This is a genomic window from Paractinoplanes durhamensis (assembly GCF_016862175.1).
Classification (GTDB): Bacteria; Actinomycetota; Actinomycetes; order Mycobacteriales; family Micromonosporaceae; genus Actinoplanes; species Actinoplanes durhamensis.
The window spans coordinates 1-17023 of record NZ_BOML01000009.1; the positions used below are offsets into that span (position 1 = coordinate 1).

19 protein-coding genes are annotated in these 17023 nt (G+C 70.5%); 9 read left to right on the top strand and 10 right to left on the bottom strand.

Features of this window, described 5'->3' with window-relative positions; all coding sequences use genetic code 11:
* Nucleotides 1-201: 201 nt before the first annotated feature.
* A complete protein-coding gene (locus Adu01nite_RS04720) occupies nucleotides 202-1083 on the bottom strand; it encodes a PhzF family phenazine biosynthesis protein (protein WP_203725201.1) in 882 nt (293 codons plus the stop codon).
* Nucleotides 1084-1110: 27 nt separating this feature from the next.
* Here Adu01nite_RS04720 and Adu01nite_RS04725 point away from each other — a divergent pair, with 27 nt between their 5' ends.
* From Adu01nite_RS04725 to Adu01nite_RS04735, 3 genes are read left to right on the top strand one after another with little or no spacing between them, the layout of a single operon-like run.
* On the top strand, nucleotides 1111-2391 hold the full coding sequence (locus tag Adu01nite_RS04725; protein ID WP_203725202.1) for a magnesium transporter MgtE N-terminal domain-containing protein: 1281 nt from the start codon (nucleotides 1111-1113) through the stop codon (nucleotides 2389-2391).
* Nucleotides 2388-2936, top strand: a complete 549-nt coding sequence (locus Adu01nite_RS04730) for a DUF1003 domain-containing protein (RefSeq protein ID WP_203725203.1) — start codon at nucleotides 2388-2390, stop codon at nucleotides 2934-2936. Before Adu01nite_RS04725 ends, Adu01nite_RS04730 begins: the two co-directional genes overlap by 4 nt.
* A gap of 21 nt (nucleotides 2937-2957) precedes the next feature.
* Entirely contained in the window at nucleotides 2958-4118 is a 1161-nt protein-coding gene (locus Adu01nite_RS04735; RefSeq protein ID WP_203725204.1) for an Mrp/NBP35 family ATP-binding protein, read from the top strand.
* Nucleotides 4119-4122: 4 nt separating this feature from the next.
* On the opposite strand, the gene Adu01nite_RS04740 is transcribed toward Adu01nite_RS04735, so the two are convergent.
* Together Adu01nite_RS04740 and Adu01nite_RS04745 are read right to left on the bottom strand one after the other, a co-directional pair.
* Nucleotides 4123-4536 (bottom strand): twin-arginine translocase TatA/TatE family subunit, encoded by a 414-nt coding sequence (locus tag Adu01nite_RS04740; RefSeq protein WP_203725205.1) that lies wholly within the window; start codon nucleotides 4534-4536, stop codon nucleotides 4123-4125.
* Between the two features lie 74 nt (nucleotides 4537-4610).
* Entirely contained in the window at nucleotides 4611-5858 is a 1248-nt protein-coding gene (locus Adu01nite_RS04745) for a S1C family serine protease (protein WP_203725206.1), read from the bottom strand.
* A gap of 133 nt (nucleotides 5859-5991) precedes the next feature.
* On the opposite strand from Adu01nite_RS04745, the gene Adu01nite_RS04750 reads away from it, so the two are divergent.
* Nucleotides 5992-6684 carry an O-methyltransferase gene (locus Adu01nite_RS04750; RefSeq protein WP_203725207.1) on the top strand — a complete coding sequence of 231 codons (693 nt, stop codon included), beginning with the start codon at nucleotides 5992-5994 and terminating at the stop codon, nucleotides 6682-6684.
* Here the strand turns inward: Adu01nite_RS04750 and Adu01nite_RS04755 are convergent.
* Together Adu01nite_RS04755 and Adu01nite_RS04760 are read right to left on the bottom strand one after the other, a co-directional pair.
* The gene (locus Adu01nite_RS04755; protein WP_203725208.1) at nucleotides 6674-8095 is read right to left on the bottom strand and encodes a leucyl aminopeptidase family protein; all 1422 of its coding nucleotides are present in this window, start codon (nucleotides 8093-8095) and stop codon (nucleotides 6674-6676) included. The genes Adu01nite_RS04750 and Adu01nite_RS04755 overlap by 11 nt on opposite strands.
* A 77-nt stretch (nucleotides 8096-8172) precedes the next feature.
* Nucleotides 8173-8340: a DUF3117 domain-containing protein gene (locus Adu01nite_RS04760; RefSeq protein ID WP_014447667.1), complete on the bottom strand. Its 168-nt coding sequence runs from the start codon at nucleotides 8338-8340 to the stop codon at nucleotides 8173-8175.
* 259 nt (nucleotides 8341-8599) lie between these two features.
* Here Adu01nite_RS04760 and Adu01nite_RS04765 point away from each other — a divergent pair, with 259 nt between their 5' ends.
* The 3 genes from Adu01nite_RS04765 (at nucleotide 8600) to Adu01nite_RS04775 (ending at nucleotide 11113) form a co-directional block, all read left to right on the top strand.
* Nucleotides 8600-9412 (top strand): PaaX family transcriptional regulator, encoded by an 813-nt coding sequence (locus Adu01nite_RS04765; RefSeq protein ID WP_203725209.1) that lies wholly within the window; start codon nucleotides 8600-8602, stop codon nucleotides 9410-9412.
* Nucleotides 9409-10197 (top strand): enoyl-CoA hydratase-related protein, encoded by a 789-nt coding sequence (locus Adu01nite_RS04770; protein ID WP_203725210.1) that lies wholly within the window; start codon nucleotides 9409-9411, stop codon nucleotides 10195-10197. The genes Adu01nite_RS04765 and Adu01nite_RS04770 overlap by 4 nt, the downstream gene beginning before the upstream one ends.
* A gap of 106 nt (nucleotides 10198-10303) precedes the next feature.
* Nucleotides 10304-11113, top strand: coding sequence for a S1 family peptidase (locus Adu01nite_RS04775; RefSeq protein WP_203725212.1), 810 nt, complete (start codon nucleotides 10304-10306; stop codon nucleotides 11111-11113).
* Nucleotides 11114-11259: 146 nt separating this feature from the next.
* Here Adu01nite_RS04775 and Adu01nite_RS04780 read toward each other — a convergent pair whose 3' ends face one another.
* The 5 genes from Adu01nite_RS04780 to ndhC all read right to left on the bottom strand — a co-directional run bounded on the left by Adu01nite_RS04780 (nucleotide 11260) and on the right by ndhC (nucleotide 13900).
* Nucleotides 11260-11787, bottom strand: a complete 528-nt coding sequence (locus Adu01nite_RS04780) for a hypothetical protein (RefSeq protein WP_203725305.1) — start codon at nucleotides 11785-11787, stop codon at nucleotides 11260-11262.
* A gap of 25 nt (nucleotides 11788-11812) precedes the next feature.
* Entirely contained in the window at nucleotides 11813-12400 is a 588-nt protein-coding gene (locus Adu01nite_RS04785; protein WP_203725214.1) for a DNA-3-methyladenine glycosylase I, read from the bottom strand.
* A 37-nt stretch (nucleotides 12401-12437) separates the two neighbouring features.
* On the bottom strand, nucleotides 12438-12920 hold the full coding sequence (locus Adu01nite_RS04790; RefSeq protein WP_203725307.1) for an SRPBCC family protein: 483 nt from the start codon (nucleotides 12918-12920) through the stop codon (nucleotides 12438-12440).
* A gap of 35 nt (nucleotides 12921-12955) precedes the next feature.
* Entirely contained in the window at nucleotides 12956-13453 is a 498-nt protein-coding gene (locus Adu01nite_RS04795; protein WP_203725216.1) for a DivIVA domain-containing protein, read from the bottom strand.
* Nucleotides 13454-13522: 69 nt separating this feature from the next.
* The gene (ndhC, locus tag Adu01nite_RS04800) at nucleotides 13523-13900 is read right to left on the bottom strand and encodes an NADH-quinone oxidoreductase subunit A (protein ID WP_203725218.1); all 378 of its coding nucleotides are present in this window, start codon (nucleotides 13898-13900) and stop codon (nucleotides 13523-13525) included.
* A 204-nt stretch (nucleotides 13901-14104) separates the two neighbouring features.
* On the opposite strand from ndhC, the gene Adu01nite_RS04805 reads away from it, so the two are divergent.
* Nucleotides 14105-15976, top strand: coding sequence for a 2-oxoacid:acceptor oxidoreductase subunit alpha (locus Adu01nite_RS04805; RefSeq protein ID WP_203725220.1), 1872 nt, complete (start codon nucleotides 14105-14107; stop codon nucleotides 15974-15976).
* The gene (locus tag Adu01nite_RS04810) at nucleotides 15969-17015 is read left to right on the top strand and encodes a 2-oxoacid:ferredoxin oxidoreductase subunit beta (RefSeq protein ID WP_203725221.1); all 1047 of its coding nucleotides are present in this window, start codon (nucleotides 15969-15971) and stop codon (nucleotides 17013-17015) included. The genes Adu01nite_RS04805 and Adu01nite_RS04810 overlap by 8 nt, the downstream gene beginning before the upstream one ends.
* Nucleotides 17016-17023 lie beyond the last annotated feature (8 nt).

The window sequence follows — 17023 nt, forward strand, 5'->3', positions numbered from 1 at the left end:
ACCAAGTACCCCGTGGGTCCCGGGCTGGGCGGGCACGTCAACACCAAACCGCGGGCAGCTCACGGGCTCTCTGCAATCCGTCAACGGTCCAAGCTTTTGAATCTGCCCGGCCAACACCCCGCGAGCATTCCGCCAGCCCAGCCCGCGCACGGCTAGCGCGTCGCCCAGCCCAGCCCGCGCACGGTTGGCGCGTCGATCAGCTCAGCCCACAAACGGCGGGACGGCTATCTCGCCTCTAGCGATCGGGCACACGTGCCCGGCCACCGTCGCCGACACGGCGCGGCCATCAGCCGCGGTCACCGTGCAGTCAAGCAACGACGGCCGTTTCATCTCGATGCCCTGGTGAATGCGGTAGCCGGATACGCCATCGGCTGGGAGCCAACCCGCGGCCACCAACCAAACCCCCAGTCCCAGCGCGGCCGACCCCGTCGCCGGGTCCTCGGCCACCGCGCTGCCCGGGACGAACACCCGGGAATGAGCCTCCCGAGTTTCCGGCGACCACGCGAAAAGGCAGATGTCGGTCACGCCCAGGCGTTCGGCGGCGGCATTGTCGATGCGTACGGCGGCGAGGTGCTCTCGGCGTACGGGAAGGAACACCCAGCTCAAGCCGCACCCAGCCGGACGTGGGGCAGCAAGCTCGTCGCCGGCGTAGGCGGACGTCTCCAGGCCGGCCATCGCCAGCAGCCCCGCCGGGTCGAGAGGCGAGCCGAGCGTCGGCGTGGCGCCGGTCAGCGTGGCGGAACCCGCCTCGCGCACCTCGATCGGCAGCAGGCCGGCGCCGCACTCCTGCACCACCGTCCCGGGCTTGAACGCACCGCGCCGCATCGTGGTCACCGCGGCCCCGACGCTGGGGTGGCCGGCGAACGGCAGCTCATGCTCGGGGGTGAAGATCCGGGCGCGGTAGGTGGCGTCCGGGCGGGTCGGTGGGAGCACGAAGACGGTCTCGGACAGGTTGAACTCGCGGGCCAGCGCGTGCATCTGGTCGCTGCCGAGATCATCGGCTCCGTAGACGACCGCCAGCGGGTTCCCGGCGAACGGGCGGTCGGTGAACACGTCGACGATCTCGTACGCCAAGGTGGACATGTCCGGACCCTAACCTAGGCTGAGCCTGTGACCATGGGGACGAGGGTTTATCTGGCCCGGCTTGCCGGCCTGGGTGTTTTCGACCCCAATGGCGACCGGGTGGGCCGCATTCGCGACGCGGTGGTGCGGCTGCGCACCACGAACCGGCCGCCGCAGGTGGTGGGTCTGGTTGCCGAGATGGCGCTGCGCCGGCGGATCTTCCTGCCGATCGGGCGGGTCACCTCGATGGATGCCGAGGCGGTCGTGCTCAGCACCGGCATGCTCAATCTGCGCCGGTTCGAGAAGCGGCCGAACGAGTTGCTCGTGGTGGAGGATCTGCTCGACCGGCGGGTCACGGTGATGCCGGAGACCGGTGACGCGGACGGCACCCTGGGCAACGTCGTGGATGTCGCGATGGATCTGAACCGCAACAACGAATGGCTGGTCACCCGGGTCGCGGTGCGTGAGCACACCGGGCGGCTGACCCGGCGCGGGCATGTATATCAGGCGGAGTTCGAGCGGGTGCGCAACCTGTTCGGGCCGACCGACACTCAGGGCACCTCGAACCTGCTGGCCCTGCTGGAGCCGATGCGCCCGGCCGACATGGCCAACGCCCTGCAGGATCTGCCGGATGCCCGCCGTAACGAGGTGGCCGCGGCGCTGAGCGACCGCAAGCTGGCCGACGTGCTGGAGGAGCTGCCGGAGCACGACCAGGTGGAGATTCTGTCCCGGCTGGACCGGGAACGGGCCGCCGACGTGCTCGAGCGGATGGACCCGGACGACGCCGCCGACCTGCTCGCCGAGCTGCCGAAGACCGAGCAGACCATGCTGCTCGACCTGATGGAGCCGGAGGAGGCCGCGCCGGTCCGGCAGCTGATGAGTTACAAGCCGGGTACGGCGGGCGCGGTGATGACCTCCGAGCCGGTGATCATGACGCCGGACGCGACGGTGGCCGAGGCGCTCGCCCGGATCCGGGAACCGGAGTTGTCCCCGGTGGTGGCCGCGCAGGTTTTCGTGGCTCGTGCGCCATCGGCGACGCCGACGGGTAAGTACCTGGGCATGGTGCACTTCCAGCGGCTGCTGCGCGAACCACCCGCCTCGATCCTCGGCGGCATCGTCGACAGCGATCTGGAACCGCTGCGCCCGGCCATCACGCTTGTCGAGATAACCAAGCGGATGGCGACGTACGACCTGGTCGCGATGCCGGTGGTGGACAACACGCACCGGCTGCTCGGCGCGGTGACGGTCGACGACGTGCTCGACCACTCGCTGCCCCGCGACTGGCGTGACCGGGACGCCCAGAACGCCGACGACGGGGTTGAGCAATGAGCACGGAACCGCGGCGGGACCGGCTCGATCAGCCGGTGGAGCCGGGGCGGGTGCGGTTGCCGCGGTTCAACCCGGAGGCGTTCGGCCAGTGGTCGGAGAACATCGCCCGCTACATGGGCACCGCCCAGTTCATCGTGTGGATGACGCTGGTGATCGCGGGCTGGTTCCTATGGAACACCCTGGTCCCGGGCGACCTGCGCTTCGACCCGTACACCTTCACGTTCCTGACCTTGATCTTGTCCTTGCAGGCGTCCTACGCCGCGCCGCTGATCCTGCTCGCGCAGAACCGGCAGGCCGACCGGGACCGCCTGACCATGGAGGAGGACCGGCGCCGGGCGGCCATGCAGAAGGCGGACACGGAATACCTGGCCCGGGAGATCGCCTCGCTGCGGATCGCGCTCGGTGAGGTCGCGACCCGGGACTTCCTCCGCAACGAGCTGGCCCGGCTGGCCGATGAGTTGGACGAAGCCGCCCACCGGCGGGAAAAGCGGGCTCGCTCGGAGTGGGAGGAGGATCGCAAGGAGTGGGACCAGGAACGCTCCTGACCGCAAAGTAAAGTCGTCATCATGGCCACGCCCGTTCATCCCGCTCCGACGCTCGAGGACGCGATTCAGGCCGCCCTGGCGACCGTCGACGACCCCGAGATCCGCCGCCCGATCACCGACCTCGGCATGGTCAAGGGCTTCACCGTCGCCGACAGCTCCATCAAGGTCGAGTTGCTGCTCACCGTGGCCGGCTGCCCGCTGCGCGACAAACTCACCAACGACATCACCGCCGCCCTCACCAAGATCCCCGGCATCACCTCGGTGTCGATCGATTTCGGGGTGATGAGCGAGGAGCAGCGCAAGGCGCTGCAGGTCACGCTGCGCGGTGGTTCCGCCGGTGCCGAACCGGTCATTCCGTTCGCCCAGCCGGGTTCCCGCACGAGGGTGTACGCGGTGGCCAGTGGCAAGGGCGGCGTCGGCAAGTCGAGCGTCACCGTCAACCTGGCGGCGGCCCTGGCCAAGCGTGGCCTGTCGGTCGGCGTCGTCGATGCGGACATCTACGGCCATTCGGTGCCCCGGATGCTCGGTGTCGAAGGTCGGCCCACCCGGGTCGAGGAAATGATCATGCCGCCGCAGTCACACGGCGTGAAGGTGATCTCGATCGGCATGTTCACGGCCGGTAACGCGGCCGTGGTGTGGCGCGGGCCGATGCTGCACCGCGCGCTGCAGCAGTTCCTCGCCGACGTCTACTGGGGCGACCTGGACGTGCTGCTGCTCGACCTGCCGCCGGGCACCGGTGACGTGGCCATCTCGCTGGCCCAGCTCCTGCCGAACGCGGAGATCCTGATCGTCACCACCCCGCAGACGGCCGCCGCCGAGGTGGCCGAGCGGGCCGGCGCGATCGCGCTGCAGACCCACCAGCGCCTGGTCGGCGTGGTGGAGAACATGTCGTGGCTGGAGCTGCCGGACGGGTCCCGGATGGAGGTCTTCGGCGCCGGCGGTGGCCAGGCCGTGGCCGACTCGCTGACCAAGACGGTGGGCGCCTCGGTGCCGCTGCTCGGACAGATCCCGCTGGACACCCGGGTGCGCGAGGCCGGTGACGCCGGCACCCCGATCGTGCTGGCCGAGCCGTCCGCCCCGGCGGCGAAGGCGCTGGACGCGGTGGCCGATCGCCTGGCCGTGCGACGTGACTCGCTGGTCGGCAAGCCGCTCGGCCTGCTGGTCAACGCCCGGAAGGGCTGAGCCCCTAGGTCGCGTCGAGGTCGAAACCAGAGGCCCGCTTCTCCACCGCGCTCGACGCGGACGGAGTGGCGGGCTTCTTGATGTCGGCCGCCGCGGCCACCTCGGACAGGTCGTTCTTCACGCCGTTGAGGTCGCTCTTCACATCGTCGAGGAGGCCCTGCAGCGGCTTACGCAGCGCCGCCTCGTCTTCCTCGCTGAGGATGTGCTTGCGGATGAACGCCTTCGGATGAAGGTCCTGCAGCTGGAGGTCGGTGCCGAGTTCCCGGTTGAGGTCGCTGGTGGCGTTTTGCGCCATCGCGCGCAGGCCGCGCAGCATGCGCATGCCGTCGCCGATCACCTTGGGCAAGCGCTCGCCGAAGATCAGCAGCGCGAGCAGCAGCAGCGCGCCGATCTCCCACCAGTTCAGGTTCTCGAACATGTTGGCGGCCTCCCTGTCTTTCCGGCGCCCAGCCTACGCACGCGGGCGCGCGATCCGCACCCCTGCCCGCATGATCAATTGGAGTCGGCGACGAGCGTCACGGAGGCGTTCTGGGCCTTGGTGCCCCGGCGGTACTCGACCGGGACCACCGCACCGGGCGCGAACTTGCGGACCAGGGCGATCAGGTCGATGCCGTCCTCGACCACGTGGTTGTCGAGCTTGGTGATCACGTCACCGGCCTTGAGCCCGGCCGCGCCGGCCGGACCGGCGGCGTCCACCGTGCGCAGCTTGGCGCCGGTCGTGGAGGTGCCGGTGACGACCTCGGCGCCGATCACCGTGCGGCGGGCCTTGCCGTGGTCGATGATGTCGCCGGCGATCCGCTTGGCCTGGTTGATCGGGATCGCGAAGGCCAGGCCGATGTTGCCGGCCTCGGTCTCGGTGCCGCTCACCGAGCGGATCACCGAGTTGACCCCGACGACCTGACCGGCCGCGTTGACCAGCGGGCCGCCGGAGTTGCCCTGGTTGACCGCGGCGTCGGTCTGGATGGCCGCGTAGTAGCGGGTGGTGCCGCCCGGGTCGCCGGCCTGGATGGTGCGGTCGAGCGCGCTGACGATGCCCGCTGTGACGGTGTTGACCAGGGCCAGCGGTGAACCGAAGGCGAGCACCGGGTCGCCGACCGCGATCGCGTCCGAGTCGCCCAGCGAGACCGCGGTGAGCCCGGACTTTGCGACCTTGATCACGGCGATGTCGGACTCGGGGTCGCGGCCGACCAGCTTGGCCGGTGCGGTCGAACCGTCGCTGAACGACACCGACATGGCGTCGCCGCCGCCCTCCACCACGTGGTCGTTGGTGACCACGTAGCCGTCGGTGGAGACCACGAAGCCGGAACCGATCGCGCCGGTGACCCGGACCGTGACGACGCTCGGCAGCACCTTGTCGACGATGCCGGCGTTGGACTCGGGCGCCCGGTTGGCCGCGGCCGGTGCCTGCGGCTGGGTCGCGCCCAGGTTGTTGCCGGTGGAGTTGGCCAGCCCGCTGCGGACCGCGAAGACGAAGCCGAGCGTGCCGCCCAGACCACCCGCCAACAGGGCGGTGACCAGGCAGATCAGCAGGATCGGGGTGAGTGATCGGCGCGGCGCGTCGGGGTCGGCGACCGCCTCCGGCGCGGGACCGGTGCTCTCCTGCGCGGACGGCACCACCACGTGCGCCGGCGTGTAGGGATCACGCCACGGGTCGGCCAGCGCGTCGGACCACCAGGGCGACGGCACAGGCTGACCGGCGGTATACGGCGGACCGGAGCGCGCGTTCCAGCCGTCGGTCACGTCGGTGCCTCCCTCACGTCCCTCAGGAGCCCGGCTCCCCCTCCAGAATGACACGGATCCCCGGCGCCTCCTCGCCCCGGCCTGTTTATCCCATCGACGGCCCGTCAAGAGCGTCGCTCTACTCTCATATCCGATGTACGCAAGTTCCGCACGTGCACGCCGCCCGGAGGTCGTCATCGTCCCGCCACCCCGTCCGTTCGGCCCGCAGACGTCCCCGTCCGAGTTCGCCGAGGCGTACGCCAGCGAGGACATCGTCCTGCAGACCGCGCGCAGCCTCGCCCACGAGCTCGGCCTGGACTGCGTCAGTCCGGCCGCGGGGTCGGTGCTGCGCCTGCTGGCGGCCGCGGGCAACGCCAAGGCGGTGGTGGAGATCGGCACCGGCACCGGGGTGAGCGGTGTGTGGCTGCTGCGCGGGATGCGGGTGGACGGCGTGCTCACCACCATCGACGTGGAGAACGAGCACCAGCGGATCGCCCGCCGGATCTTCGTGGAGGCCGGTTTCGCCTCGTCCCGGACCAGGATCATCACCGGCCGCGCGCTGGACGTACTGCCCCGGCTCGCCGACGGCGTCTACGACCTGGTCTTCGTCGACGCCGACGCCACCGAGTTCACCGCCTGCGCGGACGCCGCCCTGCGGCTGCTGCGGCCGGGCGGGGTGCTGGTGGTCTACGGCGCGATGGCCAACGGCCGGATCAGCGATCCGGCCGCCCGGGACGTGGACACGCTGACCATCCGCGAGACGGTGCGGGTGGTGCGCGACTCCGAGGAGTGGATCCCGGCGATCATCCCGTCCGGTGGTGGCCTGCTGGCCGCGGTCAAGCGCTGAAGCCCAGCTCCAGATAGCGCAGCAGGGTGCGGGCACCCCAGCCGGTGGCACCCCGGGTCAGGTCGAGGGCGGTCTCGTCGGCCCAGCTCGGCGCGGCCAGGTCGAGGTGCGCCCAGCTCGACACCTTGGCGCCGAGGAAGTCGCGCAGGTAGAGCGCGGCGACCACGGCACCCGCGCCCTGGGTCGGCGAGCTGTGCCGGTCGGCGATGTCGGAGCGCAGGTATTCGCGGTAGTCGTCGGGCAGCGGCAGCCGCCACATCGTCTCGCCCGCCTGCCGGCCCGCCTCGGCCAGCGCACCGGCCAAGTCGTCGTCGTGGCTGAACAGGGCGGCGATGGCCGGGCCGAGGGCGGTCGTGCTGGCGCCGGTGAGGGTGGCCAGGTCGATGATCACGTCCGGGTCGAACTCGGCGACCGCGTAGCCGAGCGCGTCGGCCAGCACCAGCCGGCCCTCGGCGTCGGAGTTGGTGGACTCGCTGGTGGTGCCGTCGTAGTGGGTGATCACGTCGCCGGGGCGGAACCCGGCGGCGCCGACCGCGTTTTCGGCCAGCGGGAGCAGCGCGGTGATCCGGACCGGGAGGCCGAGGTCGGCCGCGCCCAGGGTGGCGGCGGCGACCGCGGCCGCACCGGCCATGTCGATCTTCATGTGCTTCATGCCCGGCCGGGTCTTGATCGAGATGCCGCCGGAGTCGAACGTGATGCCCTTGCCGATCAGCGCCACGTGGCCGGTGGCGCCGGCCGGGTGCCAGCTCATCTCGACCAGGCAGGGCGGGAACACCGACGCGCCGCCGACGGCCCGCAGGCCACCGAAGCGCTCCAGCTCGGCGCCGGTGCGGACGCGCACGGTCACACCGGTGCGCTTCGCGGCCGCGCCGACGATCTCCTCGGCCAGCCAGTCCGGGTTCTTCAGCGAGGGCGGGGTGTTGGTCAGGTCGCGCGCGAACCAGACGGCCCGCGCCGTCACCTGCGCTCGGGCCAGGCCCTCGGAGTGCTCAGCCTGGGATGGACCCACCAGGTCGACCGCGGCCGACCGGGGTTCCTCGCGGCCGTCGCGATAGCGATAGCCGCCGAACCAGAGGCCCTCGGCGAGGGCCCGCACCGCCGCCGCCGTGACCGACTCGCCCAGCGTGACCTGCAGCGGCTCGTCGCCCTCGACGGCCCGGCTCGCGGCCGCCCCGGCCGCACGCCAGCCCGCCTCGTCGCCCGCGCCGATGCCGGCGAGCACGACCCTGGCCGGCCGCCGCAGCGGACGGGGCAACTCGAGGATGTCGCCGGCCGTCCCGAATCCGTCGGCCAGCGCAGCTATTTCGGCCGCCGGTTCCCCTGTCGCATGCGACAGTGAGCCCGAGGCGGCGATCGGAGTAATCCATGTTTGGTTGTCGTCGAGATCGTCGGTCAGCCTGATCGGAAACACGAGAGCGTGACCTTTCTCGAAGACGTGGAAAGCCCGCCGGTACGGGCGGTACCGTACCGGCGGGCTCGCGTGAAACGTCAGCCGGCGATCGACTTCAACGCGTCGCCCAGCGCGTTGGCCTCGTCCGGAGTCATCTCAACGACGAGACGGCCACCACCTTCCAGCGGGACGCGCATGACGATGCCTCGTCCCTCCTTGGTGACCTCCAGCGGACCATCGCCCGTCCGCGGCTTCATCGCCGCCATTTCGTCTCCCCTCAGACCCACATCAGGGTGTCGGTGGGTTACCCCACAGCCACTACTCAACGTCACGCGCTCAGCCCCACGCGACGTGTTACCTCGTATATCCGACCGGCGGCCGAGGGCCATCGCGCGTGACCACGCGACCCGGCCCACCGTGCCGATCAAACATTTTCCCTGATGAACACCGGCGAACCCAAACCCAGCCCGGGCGGATGTGACAGCGTCTAGCATATCGCCTTTTGGGCTGTCACAATGTGCGGTCATGCAGGCGCGGTCGGCACTCTTCGACCTGTACGGCGACTATCTCCGCCCCCGAGGCGGCCGCGCGCCGGTCGCTGCCCTGGTCAGACTGCTTGCGCCGCTCGGCATCGCACCCCCCGCGGTTCGCACCGCGGTGTCCCGGATGGTGCGTCAGGGCTGGCTGCACCCGATGCGATTGACGTCCGGACCGGGCTATCTGCTGACTCCGAAGGCCGCCCGCCGACTGGACGAGGCCGCAGCCCGGATCTACCGCACCGGGCGTGCCGGGTGGGACGGACGGTTCGATCTCATCCTGCTGCACGGCCCGCTGCCGAGGCGGGAGGCCGCCCGGCTGACCTACCTCGGCTACGGATCGCTCGGTGACCAGTCCTGGGTCGCGCCGCGCGCCGCCGAGGAGGCCGACACCGTCCTGATCGATGCCGGAGTCGGCTACGAACGGTTCAGTGCGGCCCATGCGGCCGGGTCGCCCGGCGCCGCCGCGGTGGTCGGCCGGGCCTGGGATCTGCCCGGGCTCGCCCGCTCCTACGAGACGTTCGTGGCCGACCTGCGGCCGGTGGTGAGCACGGTGAACGCGCGCAGCTCCGACGAGGAGGCGTACGCGGCCCGGTTCCAGCTGGTGCACGCCTGGCGGTCGTTCCTGTTCCGCGACCCGCAACTGCCGCCGTCGCTGCTGCCGCCGCGCTGGCCCGGGGTGAGCGCGGCCGGCTTCTTCGACCGGCATTCGGTGCGGCTGCGCCCGGCCGCCGACCGTTATGTCGAACGCTGCCTGCATGCGGTGACCAAGGGCGGACGTGTGGGATTCTCGGAGTCATGACGGACTCCTTGCTCGTCGACCGCACTGACGCGGTCGTCACCCTCACGCTCAACCGGCCGGACGCGATGAACGCCCTCGACGTCGACCTCAAGGTGGCGCTGCGGGACACCCTCGCCACGCTGGAGACCGACCGCAGCTGCCGGGCGATCGTGCTGGCCGGCGCGGGCCGCGGCTTCTGCGTCGGGCAGGACCTGCGGGAGCACGCCGAGCTGCTGGAGTCCGGGCACACCGACCTGGACACCGTGCGGGCGCACTACAACCCGATCGCGCAGCGGCTGGCCAGCATGCCCAAGCCGGTGGTGGCGGCGGTGCGCGGGATGGCGGCCGGCGCGGGCGCGTCGTTGTCGCTGCTCGCCGACTTCCGGATCGGCGGCCCGTCGACCGGGTTCCTGATGGCCTTCGCCAACGTCGGGCTGGCCGGGGACAGCGGCATCTCGTGGTCGCTGCCGCGGATCGTGGGGCACGCCCGGGCGATCGAGCTGCTGCTGCTGGCCGAGCGGGTGAAGGCCGAGCGGGCGTACGAGATCGGCCTGCTGACCCGGCTGCTGGACGACGACGACCAGGTGCTGCCGGTCGCGCAGGAGCTGGCCGCGCGGCTCGCCGCCGGGCCGACGGTGGCCTACGGCGCGATCAAGCGGGAGCTGTCCATCGGCGACGCCGGAACCCTCTCCGACGCGCTGGCGGCCGAGGCCCAGGCCCAGGCGATCTGCGGCGGAACCGACGACCACAAGGCCGCGGTGGCCTCGTTCCTGGCCAAGCAGAAGCCGGTCTTCGAGGGGCACTGATTTTCGTGTTATGACGGTTTTGGGATCGCCACATTCATAGTTGTCTATTCATAGGCTCCTCCCGACGCGTCCTACCGGGCGCGCATTCCCCTTTGGGAGGACCTAGATGGCCAGGTGGCGGAATCTGGTGGGCGTGGCGGTTGCCACACTCACGGCCGCGGCGATGGGCGCGACCGCGTCCCCCGCCTCGGCGGCTCCGGTGGGCACCGGCGACGGCGTGGTTCCCACCACGAATGTGGTCGGTGGCACCCGGGCGACGCAGGGCGAGTTCCCGTTCATGGTGCGGCTGTCGATGGGCTGCGGCGGAGCGCTGTACAGCTCGACGATCGTGCTGACCGCCGCGCACTGCGTCGGCGCGACCGGCACCAACACCTCGATCACCGCCACCCTCGGCGTGGTCGACCTGCAATCCACCAGCAAGATCACCCGGAAGTCGAACTACGTGTACCGGGCGCCCGGCTACAACGGCAGCGGCAAGGACTGGGCGCTGATCCGCCTGGCCAGCCCGGTCACCGGCCTGGCCTTCCTGCCGCTCGCGACGACCACGACCTACGACACCGGCAACTTCACGATCGCCGGCTGGGGTGCGGCCACCGAGGGCGGCTCGCAGCAGCGCTACCTGCTCAAGGCCACCGTGCCGTTCGTCAGCGACGCCACCTGCAACTCGTCCGCGATGTACAACGGTGAGGTCATCGCGAGCAACGAGATCTGCGCCGGTTACGCCGCCGGCGGCACCGACACCTGCCAGGGCGACTCCGGTGGCCCGATGTTCCGCACCGGTGCCAGCGGCCTCGTCCAGGTCGGCATCGTGAGCTGGGGCGACGGCTGTGCCCGCCCGAACAAGCCGGGTGTCTACACCCAGGTCAGCTACTTCGCCTCGACCATCGCGGCGGCCGCCACCAGCTTGGGCGGATAACCGCGGGCTGAGCGGGTCGCCCGGCTCACGCCGGAGCCTCAGCCTCGGCCCCCAAATGCGCGGCGCCGGTTCTTCCTCGCCCGACGACCGGTGCCCGCACGCCACGGCCCCGTAGCCCCCGCTACGGGGTCGCGGCCTTTGGGGCGTCAGTCGTCCTCGTCCTCTTCTTCCGGGTCCTGGTTGGCCTCGGCGCCGAGGACGAACGCCTGCATGGACAACTCGTCGCCGGACGGCCAGACGTAGGCCGGCAGCTCGGCCGGGCCAAGCTCGCGCACGTGCGACCAGAACTGGCGGACCGCGTCGGCCGGGGTCGCGGCCTCGATCGGCATCGCGACGCTGACCAGCCAGTTGGGCAGGCCGACCGGGCTCCGGCCGTGCAGCCGGGCGGCCAGCCGGCGGAACACCTCGGGGTCGACCGCTTCCGGCCGGTCGGCGCCCAGACCCTCAGCGGGGAGCGGGTCGTCGAACTGGCGACGCAGGTAGGCCAGGACGAGGTCGTCACCGTCGGTCTTGGCGGCCCGGCACAGGGCCACCACGTGATCGTCGGCGACCAGCAGCACCTCATCGTCGGGTGCCACCGCACCCGCGCCACCCGCCACCGTCACGACCTCGTTGTGGAAGAGTCGCTCGGTCGCCCACTGCCTCGCCGGAATGATCACCGCCCACTGCGCCATGCGCTCCATCTCATCACCTCGCGCTTCAGGCCGAGATGGCCGGGACCCAACAGCCCGCCACATGGTCGTCGACCATGCCGGTGGCCTGCATCAACGCATATGCCGTGGTCGGGCCGACGAACTTGAAGCCGCGCTTCTTGAGCGCCTTGGCCAAGGCGATCGACTCGGGCGTGGTGGCCGGGACGCCGGCCCGGGAGGTCGGGCGCGGCGGTTTCGGCTGCGGCGCGAACGACCACAGCAGCGCGGAGAGGCCCTCCGGGAGGTCGGCGGCGACCCGGGCGTTGTGCAGGGTGGCGTCGACCTTCATCCGGTTGCGGACGATGCCCGCGTCGGCCATCAGGCGGGTCGCGTCGGCCTCGCCGAAGGCCGCGACCTTGTCGATCTGGAAGCCGTCGAACGCGGCCCGGAACGCCGGGCGCTTGCGCAGGATGGTGATCCAGGAGAGGCCGGACTGGAAGGCTTCGAGGCTCATCCGCTCGAACAACGCGTCGTCACCGCGGATCGGCTGACCCCACTCGGTGTCGTGATAGCCCACGTAGTCGGGGGTGCTGCCACCCCAGAAGCAACGGACCCGGCCGTCCGCACCGACGACCAGCCCGGTTTCGTCTGTCATGGCGCCCACCGTAGGGCCACCCTCCGACAAAAACCGCCTACGGCAGCTTGCCCTGCTCGACCAGGCGGCCGAACTTCCTGAGGGCCGCGGTGAAGCTCAGCTTCGAGCCGGGCCAGAGCACCGGCCAGGCAACCTTCCCGGCCGGACCGGGCGGCAGGTGGAACCACTCGTGCAGGACGACCTGGGTGCGGTCGCCGGACATGGCCGTGCAGCGGACCGAGCCGGGGCCGCGCAGCACCTTGCCGCAGTGCACGACACGCACCTCGTACGGTGCGTTGATCTTGACCACCCGCATCTCGTCGCGCAGCGAGGCCGGCCCGAGCGCGGTGATCGCCTCGACCAGGCTGCCCTCGCCGCCGTCGCCCTCGACCACCCGGACCTTGGTGAACGGGATCCACTGGGACTGCTTCTCCCAGTTGAGGAACGCGGCGAAGACCCGCTCGGCGGGGGCGTTGACGATGACCGTGGCGGTCACCTCGCCGGTGCCGGGGCTGGCGGCATCACCCAGCCCGTCGCCCAACCCCTCGCCGAGCCCGCCGACCGGACCTGGGCCGCTCACCGCGGCTCCGCCGGCTCGGATTCCTTGCTGTCCGGCTGGTCTGTGGGGGGCACCGGCCTGGCGGGCACGGCGTCCGGCGAGGCGGCGGACAGGTCGATCAGCGGCCCGTCGACCTCGGCCGGGACCCGGGAGGGCGCCACGGCGGCCTCACGGGCCTTGCGGAACGCGTCGGCGTCGGCGGTGCGGCCGTCCCGCAGGGCGGAGACCTCGGCCTCGAGCACGCTGATCAGCTCGCCCTTGTAGCCGATGTCGTAGGCGGCCCGCTGCAGCGCCTGGTCGACCTGCGACATCCGGTAACCACGCCAGGTGGTGTCGAACTTGGTGCCCGAGATGTCTTCCTCACCGAGCGGACGATCGGTGGGAAGTGGCACGGCGCGGCCGTCGGGCTCGACGGGTGTCAATCCGGAGTCGCCTCCGCTCATCATCACGGTCACACCGAAGACGATCGCAGCCACCACCAAGGCGACGACGATGAACAGGAGAAGCTGACCCATGCGGACGATGTTGGCATGCCCGCTCGAACCTGGCGAGCCCGCCACCCCGTCCGGTACTCGCGCGGGCGGTCAGGTCCAGGTCAGGATCTTCTTGCGCCAGGCATACAGGATGCCCAGCGCGAGCACGGCTACGAAGATCGCCATCTCGGTGACCGTGGCGGCGCCGAAACCCGGCCGATCGAACACGACCGCCCAGGGGAAGAGAAAAACGGCCTCCACGGCGAAAAGCACATAAAGGTACGCATACACGTAGTAACGGATCTGGGCCTGAGCCCAGTCGCCGCCGACCGGATCAATCCCGCTTTCGTACGCGATGTACTTGCCGGGCGGTTCGGCCGGATCGGCCGGGCGCAGCAGCCGGTTGGCCGCGAAAGCACCCACGAAAACGAGCACGCCGGCCCCGATGACCAGCCCCAGCGTGGCGTACGACCCGAGATACCCCTCCACGATCGGACAGCCTAGTTGACCGGCTGACAGCGGCGACCCGCCGCATGGTGGACACTCCTGGAACGCACATGCCTCACCTGGCTACTGTGGTCAACGGCCTGCCGCCGCCCGTAAGGAGCGGCGACGTAGGCTGGAAGTGACGATTGCGGGCCGGACCATCGATGTGCTTCTCCCGCCGGCCGGTGTCCCTTGGAGGTTGAGAACGTGGCCGCTGGAGCAAAGCGAGTCGAGCAGCTGGACCGGGTGGTAATCCGGTTCGCCGGCGACTCGGGCGACGGCATGCAGCTGACCGGTGATCGGTTCACCTCCGAGACCGCGCAGCTCGGCAACGACATCTCGACCCTGCCCAACTTCCCGGCCGAGATCCGTGCACCGGCAGGCACCCTGCCGGGCGTGTCGAGCTTCCAGGTGCACTTCGCCGACTACGACATCCTCACCCCCGGCGACTCACCCAACGTTCTGGTCGCGATGAACCCGGCCGCGCTCAAGGCCAACCTCTCCGACCTGCCCTCCGGCGCCGACATCATCGTCAACACCGACGAGTTCACCAAGCGCAACCTGGCCAAGGTCGGTTACGCGGCGAGCCCGCTCGAGGACGGCTCGCTGGGGGGGTATGCGGTGCATCCCGTCGCCCTGACCTCGATGACCGTCGGCGCGCTCAGCGAGCTCGGCGTCTCGAAGAAGGACGCCGAGCGCGCCAAGAACATGTTCGCGCTCGGCCTGCTGAGCTGGATGTATTCGCGCCCGTTCGAGTCGACCCTGCGGTTCCTGGAGCGCAAGTTCGCGAAGCGCCCCGACCTGGTCGCCGCGAACAAGGCCGCCTTCCAGGCCGGCTGGAACTTCGGCGAGACGACCGAGGACTTCTCGGTCCGCTACGAGGTCAAGCCGGCCAAGATGCTCCCCGGCACCTACCGGAACATCACCGGTAACCAGGCGCTGGCGCTCGGCCTGGTGGCCGCGGGTGTCCGCGCCAAGCTGCCGGTCTTCCTCGGCGCGTACCCGATCACCCCGGCCTCGGACATCCTGCACGAGCTGTCCAAGCACAAGCGGTTCGGCATCACCACCGTGCAGGCCGAGGACGAGATCGCGGCGATCGGCGCGGCCCTCGGCGCCGCGTACGGCGGGGCGCTCGGCGTCACCACCACCTCCGGGCCCGGCGTCGCGCTCAAGGGCGAGACGATCTCGCTGGCGATCGCGCTCGAACTGCCGCTGGTGATCGTCGACGTGCAGCGGGCCGGCCCGTCCACCGGCATGCCGACCAAGACCGAGCAGGCCGACCTCAACATGGCGCTCTACGGCCGGCACGGTGAGGCGCCGCTCGCGGTGATCGCGCCGAAGTCGCCGTCGGACTGCTTCCACGCGGCCATCGAGGCGGCCCGGATCGCGCTCACCTACCGCACCCCGGTCATCCTGCTCTCGGACAACTACGTGGCGAACGGTTCCGAGCCGTGGCTGCTGCCCGAGGCCGGCGAGCTGCCCGACCTGACCACGACGTACGCCACCGAGCCCAACGGCGAGGACGGGCGCTTCCTGCCCTACCTGCGCGACCCCGAGACGCTGGCCCGGCCGTGGGCGATCCCCGGCACGCCCGGCCTCGAGCACCGCATCGGCGGCCTGGAAAAGGCCGACAAGACCGGCGACATCTCGTACGACCCGGCCAACCACGAATTCATGGTGCGCACCCGGGCGGCCCGGATCGAGGCCATCAAGGTGCCCGACATCGAGGTCGAGGACCCGGACGCGGAGAACGGCGACCAGCAGGGCGCGACCGTGCTCGTGCTGGGCTGGGGCTCCACCTACGGCCCGATCGGGGCGGCCTGCCGGGCGCTGCGGCAGCGGGGGCTGCCGATCGCGCAGGCGCACCTGCGGCACATGGCGCCGCTGCCGGCCAACCTCGGCGAGGTGCTCAAGGCGTACGACAAGGTCGTCATCCCGGAGATGAATCTGGGCCAGCTCGCCCACGTGATCCGGGCCAAGTATCTGGTCGACGCGGTTCCGTTCAACCAGGTCAGCGGCCTGCCCTTCACCGCTTCCACCCTGGAAAGCATGCTCGAGGACGTGGTCAAGAATGGCTAGCCCCACCATCCCACTAACCCCGGTGAAGCTGACCGCCAAGGACTTCAAGTCCGACCAGGAAGTGCGCTGGTGCCCGGGCTGCGGTGACTACTCGATCCTGGCCGCCATGCAGCGCTTCATGCCCGAGCTGAACATCCCGCGCGAGAAGACCGTCTTCATCTCCGGCATCGGCTGCTCGTCCCGCTTCCCGTATTACATGAACACCTACGGGATGCACTCGATCCACGGCCGTGCTCCGGCGATCGCGACCGGCCTCTCGGTGTCCCGCCCCGACCTGAGCGTCTGGGTGGTCACCGGGGACGGCGACGCGCTCTCGATCGGCGGCAACCACCTGATCCACGCCCTGCGGCGCAACGTCAACCTGAAGATCCTGCTCTTCAACAACCGGATCTACGGCCTGACCAAGGGTCAGTATTCGCCCACCTCCGAGCTCGGCAAGATCACCAAGTCGACGCCGGCCGGTTCGGCGGACTCGCCGTTCAACCCGCTGTCGCTGGCCCTGGGCGCCGAGGCCTCCTTCGTGGCCCGCACCATCGACTCGGACGCCAAGCACCTGCAGTCGGTGCTGCGGGCGGCCGCTCAGCACGAGGGCAGCGCGTTCGTCGAGATCTACCAGAACTGCAACATCTTCAACGACGGCGCCTTCGAGCTGATCAAGGACCCGTCCACCCGCGACGACCACCTGATCCGCCTGGAGCAGGGCCAGCCGATCACCTTCGGCAGCGAGGCGCAGTTCTCCGTGGTGCACCCGGCGGGCGCGTTCGGCCTGTCGGTGCGCGAGTCGGCGTCGCTGGCCGGCGAGACCCCGGTCGTGCACGACGCGACCGTCGACGACCCGGCCTACGCGTTCGCGCTGAGCCGGCTGTCCGGCTCCGACCTCGGCACCACGCCGATCGGGGTGTTCCGCGACGTCAACCGGCCCACCTACGACCAGCTGGTGCAGAAGCAGCTGGAAGACGCGAAGGCCCAGGCGACCGGTACGCCCGACAAGATGCTCGACGAGCTTCTCAACGCCGCCGACACCTGGACCATCGTCTAGCTCGCGCG

What these genes read in the sequence shown, in the direction of transcription:
- Adu01nite_RS04785 (WP_203725214.1), bottom strand. Translation starts at nt 12,400, where the DNA reads ATGACAGACGAAACCGGGCTGGTCGTCGGTGCGGACGGCCGGGTCCGT.
- Adu01nite_RS04730 (WP_203725203.1), top strand. Translation starts at nt 2,388, where the DNA reads ATGAGCACGGAACCGCGGCGGGACCGGCTCGATCAGCCGGTGGAGCCG.
- Adu01nite_RS04780 (WP_203725305.1), bottom strand. Translation starts at nt 11,787, where the DNA reads ATGGCGCAGTGGGCGGTGATCATTCCGGCGAGGCAGTGGGCGACCGAG.
- Adu01nite_RS04750 (WP_203725207.1), top strand. Translation starts at nt 5,992, where the DNA reads ATGTACGCAAGTTCCGCACGTGCACGCCGCCCGGAGGTCGTCATCGTC.
- Adu01nite_RS04720 (WP_203725201.1), bottom strand. Translation starts at nt 1,083, where the DNA reads ATGTCCACCTTGGCGTACGAGATCGTCGACGTGTTCACCGACCGCCCG.
- Adu01nite_RS04765 (WP_203725209.1), top strand. Translation starts at nt 8,600, where the DNA reads ATGCAGGCGCGGTCGGCACTCTTCGACCTGTACGGCGACTATCTCCGC.
- Adu01nite_RS04770 (WP_203725210.1), top strand. Translation starts at nt 9,409, where the DNA reads ATGACGGACTCCTTGCTCGTCGACCGCACTGACGCGGTCGTCACCCTC.
- Adu01nite_RS04760 (WP_014447667.1), bottom strand. Translation starts at nt 8,340, where the DNA reads ATGGCGGCGATGAAGCCGCGGACGGGCGATGGTCCGCTGGAGGTCACC.
- Adu01nite_RS04795 (WP_203725216.1), bottom strand. Translation starts at nt 13,453, where the DNA reads ATGGGTCAGCTTCTCCTGTTCATCGTCGTCGCCTTGGTGGTGGCTGCG.
- Adu01nite_RS04810 (WP_203725221.1), top strand. Translation starts at nt 15,969, where the DNA reads ATGGCTAGCCCCACCATCCCACTAACCCCGGTGAAGCTGACCGCCAAG.
- Adu01nite_RS04740 (WP_203725205.1), bottom strand. Translation starts at nt 4,536, where the DNA reads ATGTTCGAGAACCTGAACTGGTGGGAGATCGGCGCGCTGCTGCTGCTC.
- Adu01nite_RS04775 (WP_203725212.1), top strand. Translation starts at nt 10,304, where the DNA reads ATGGCCAGGTGGCGGAATCTGGTGGGCGTGGCGGTTGCCACACTCACG.
- Adu01nite_RS04735 (WP_203725204.1), top strand. Translation starts at nt 2,958, where the DNA reads ATGGCCACGCCCGTTCATCCCGCTCCGACGCTCGAGGACGCGATTCAG.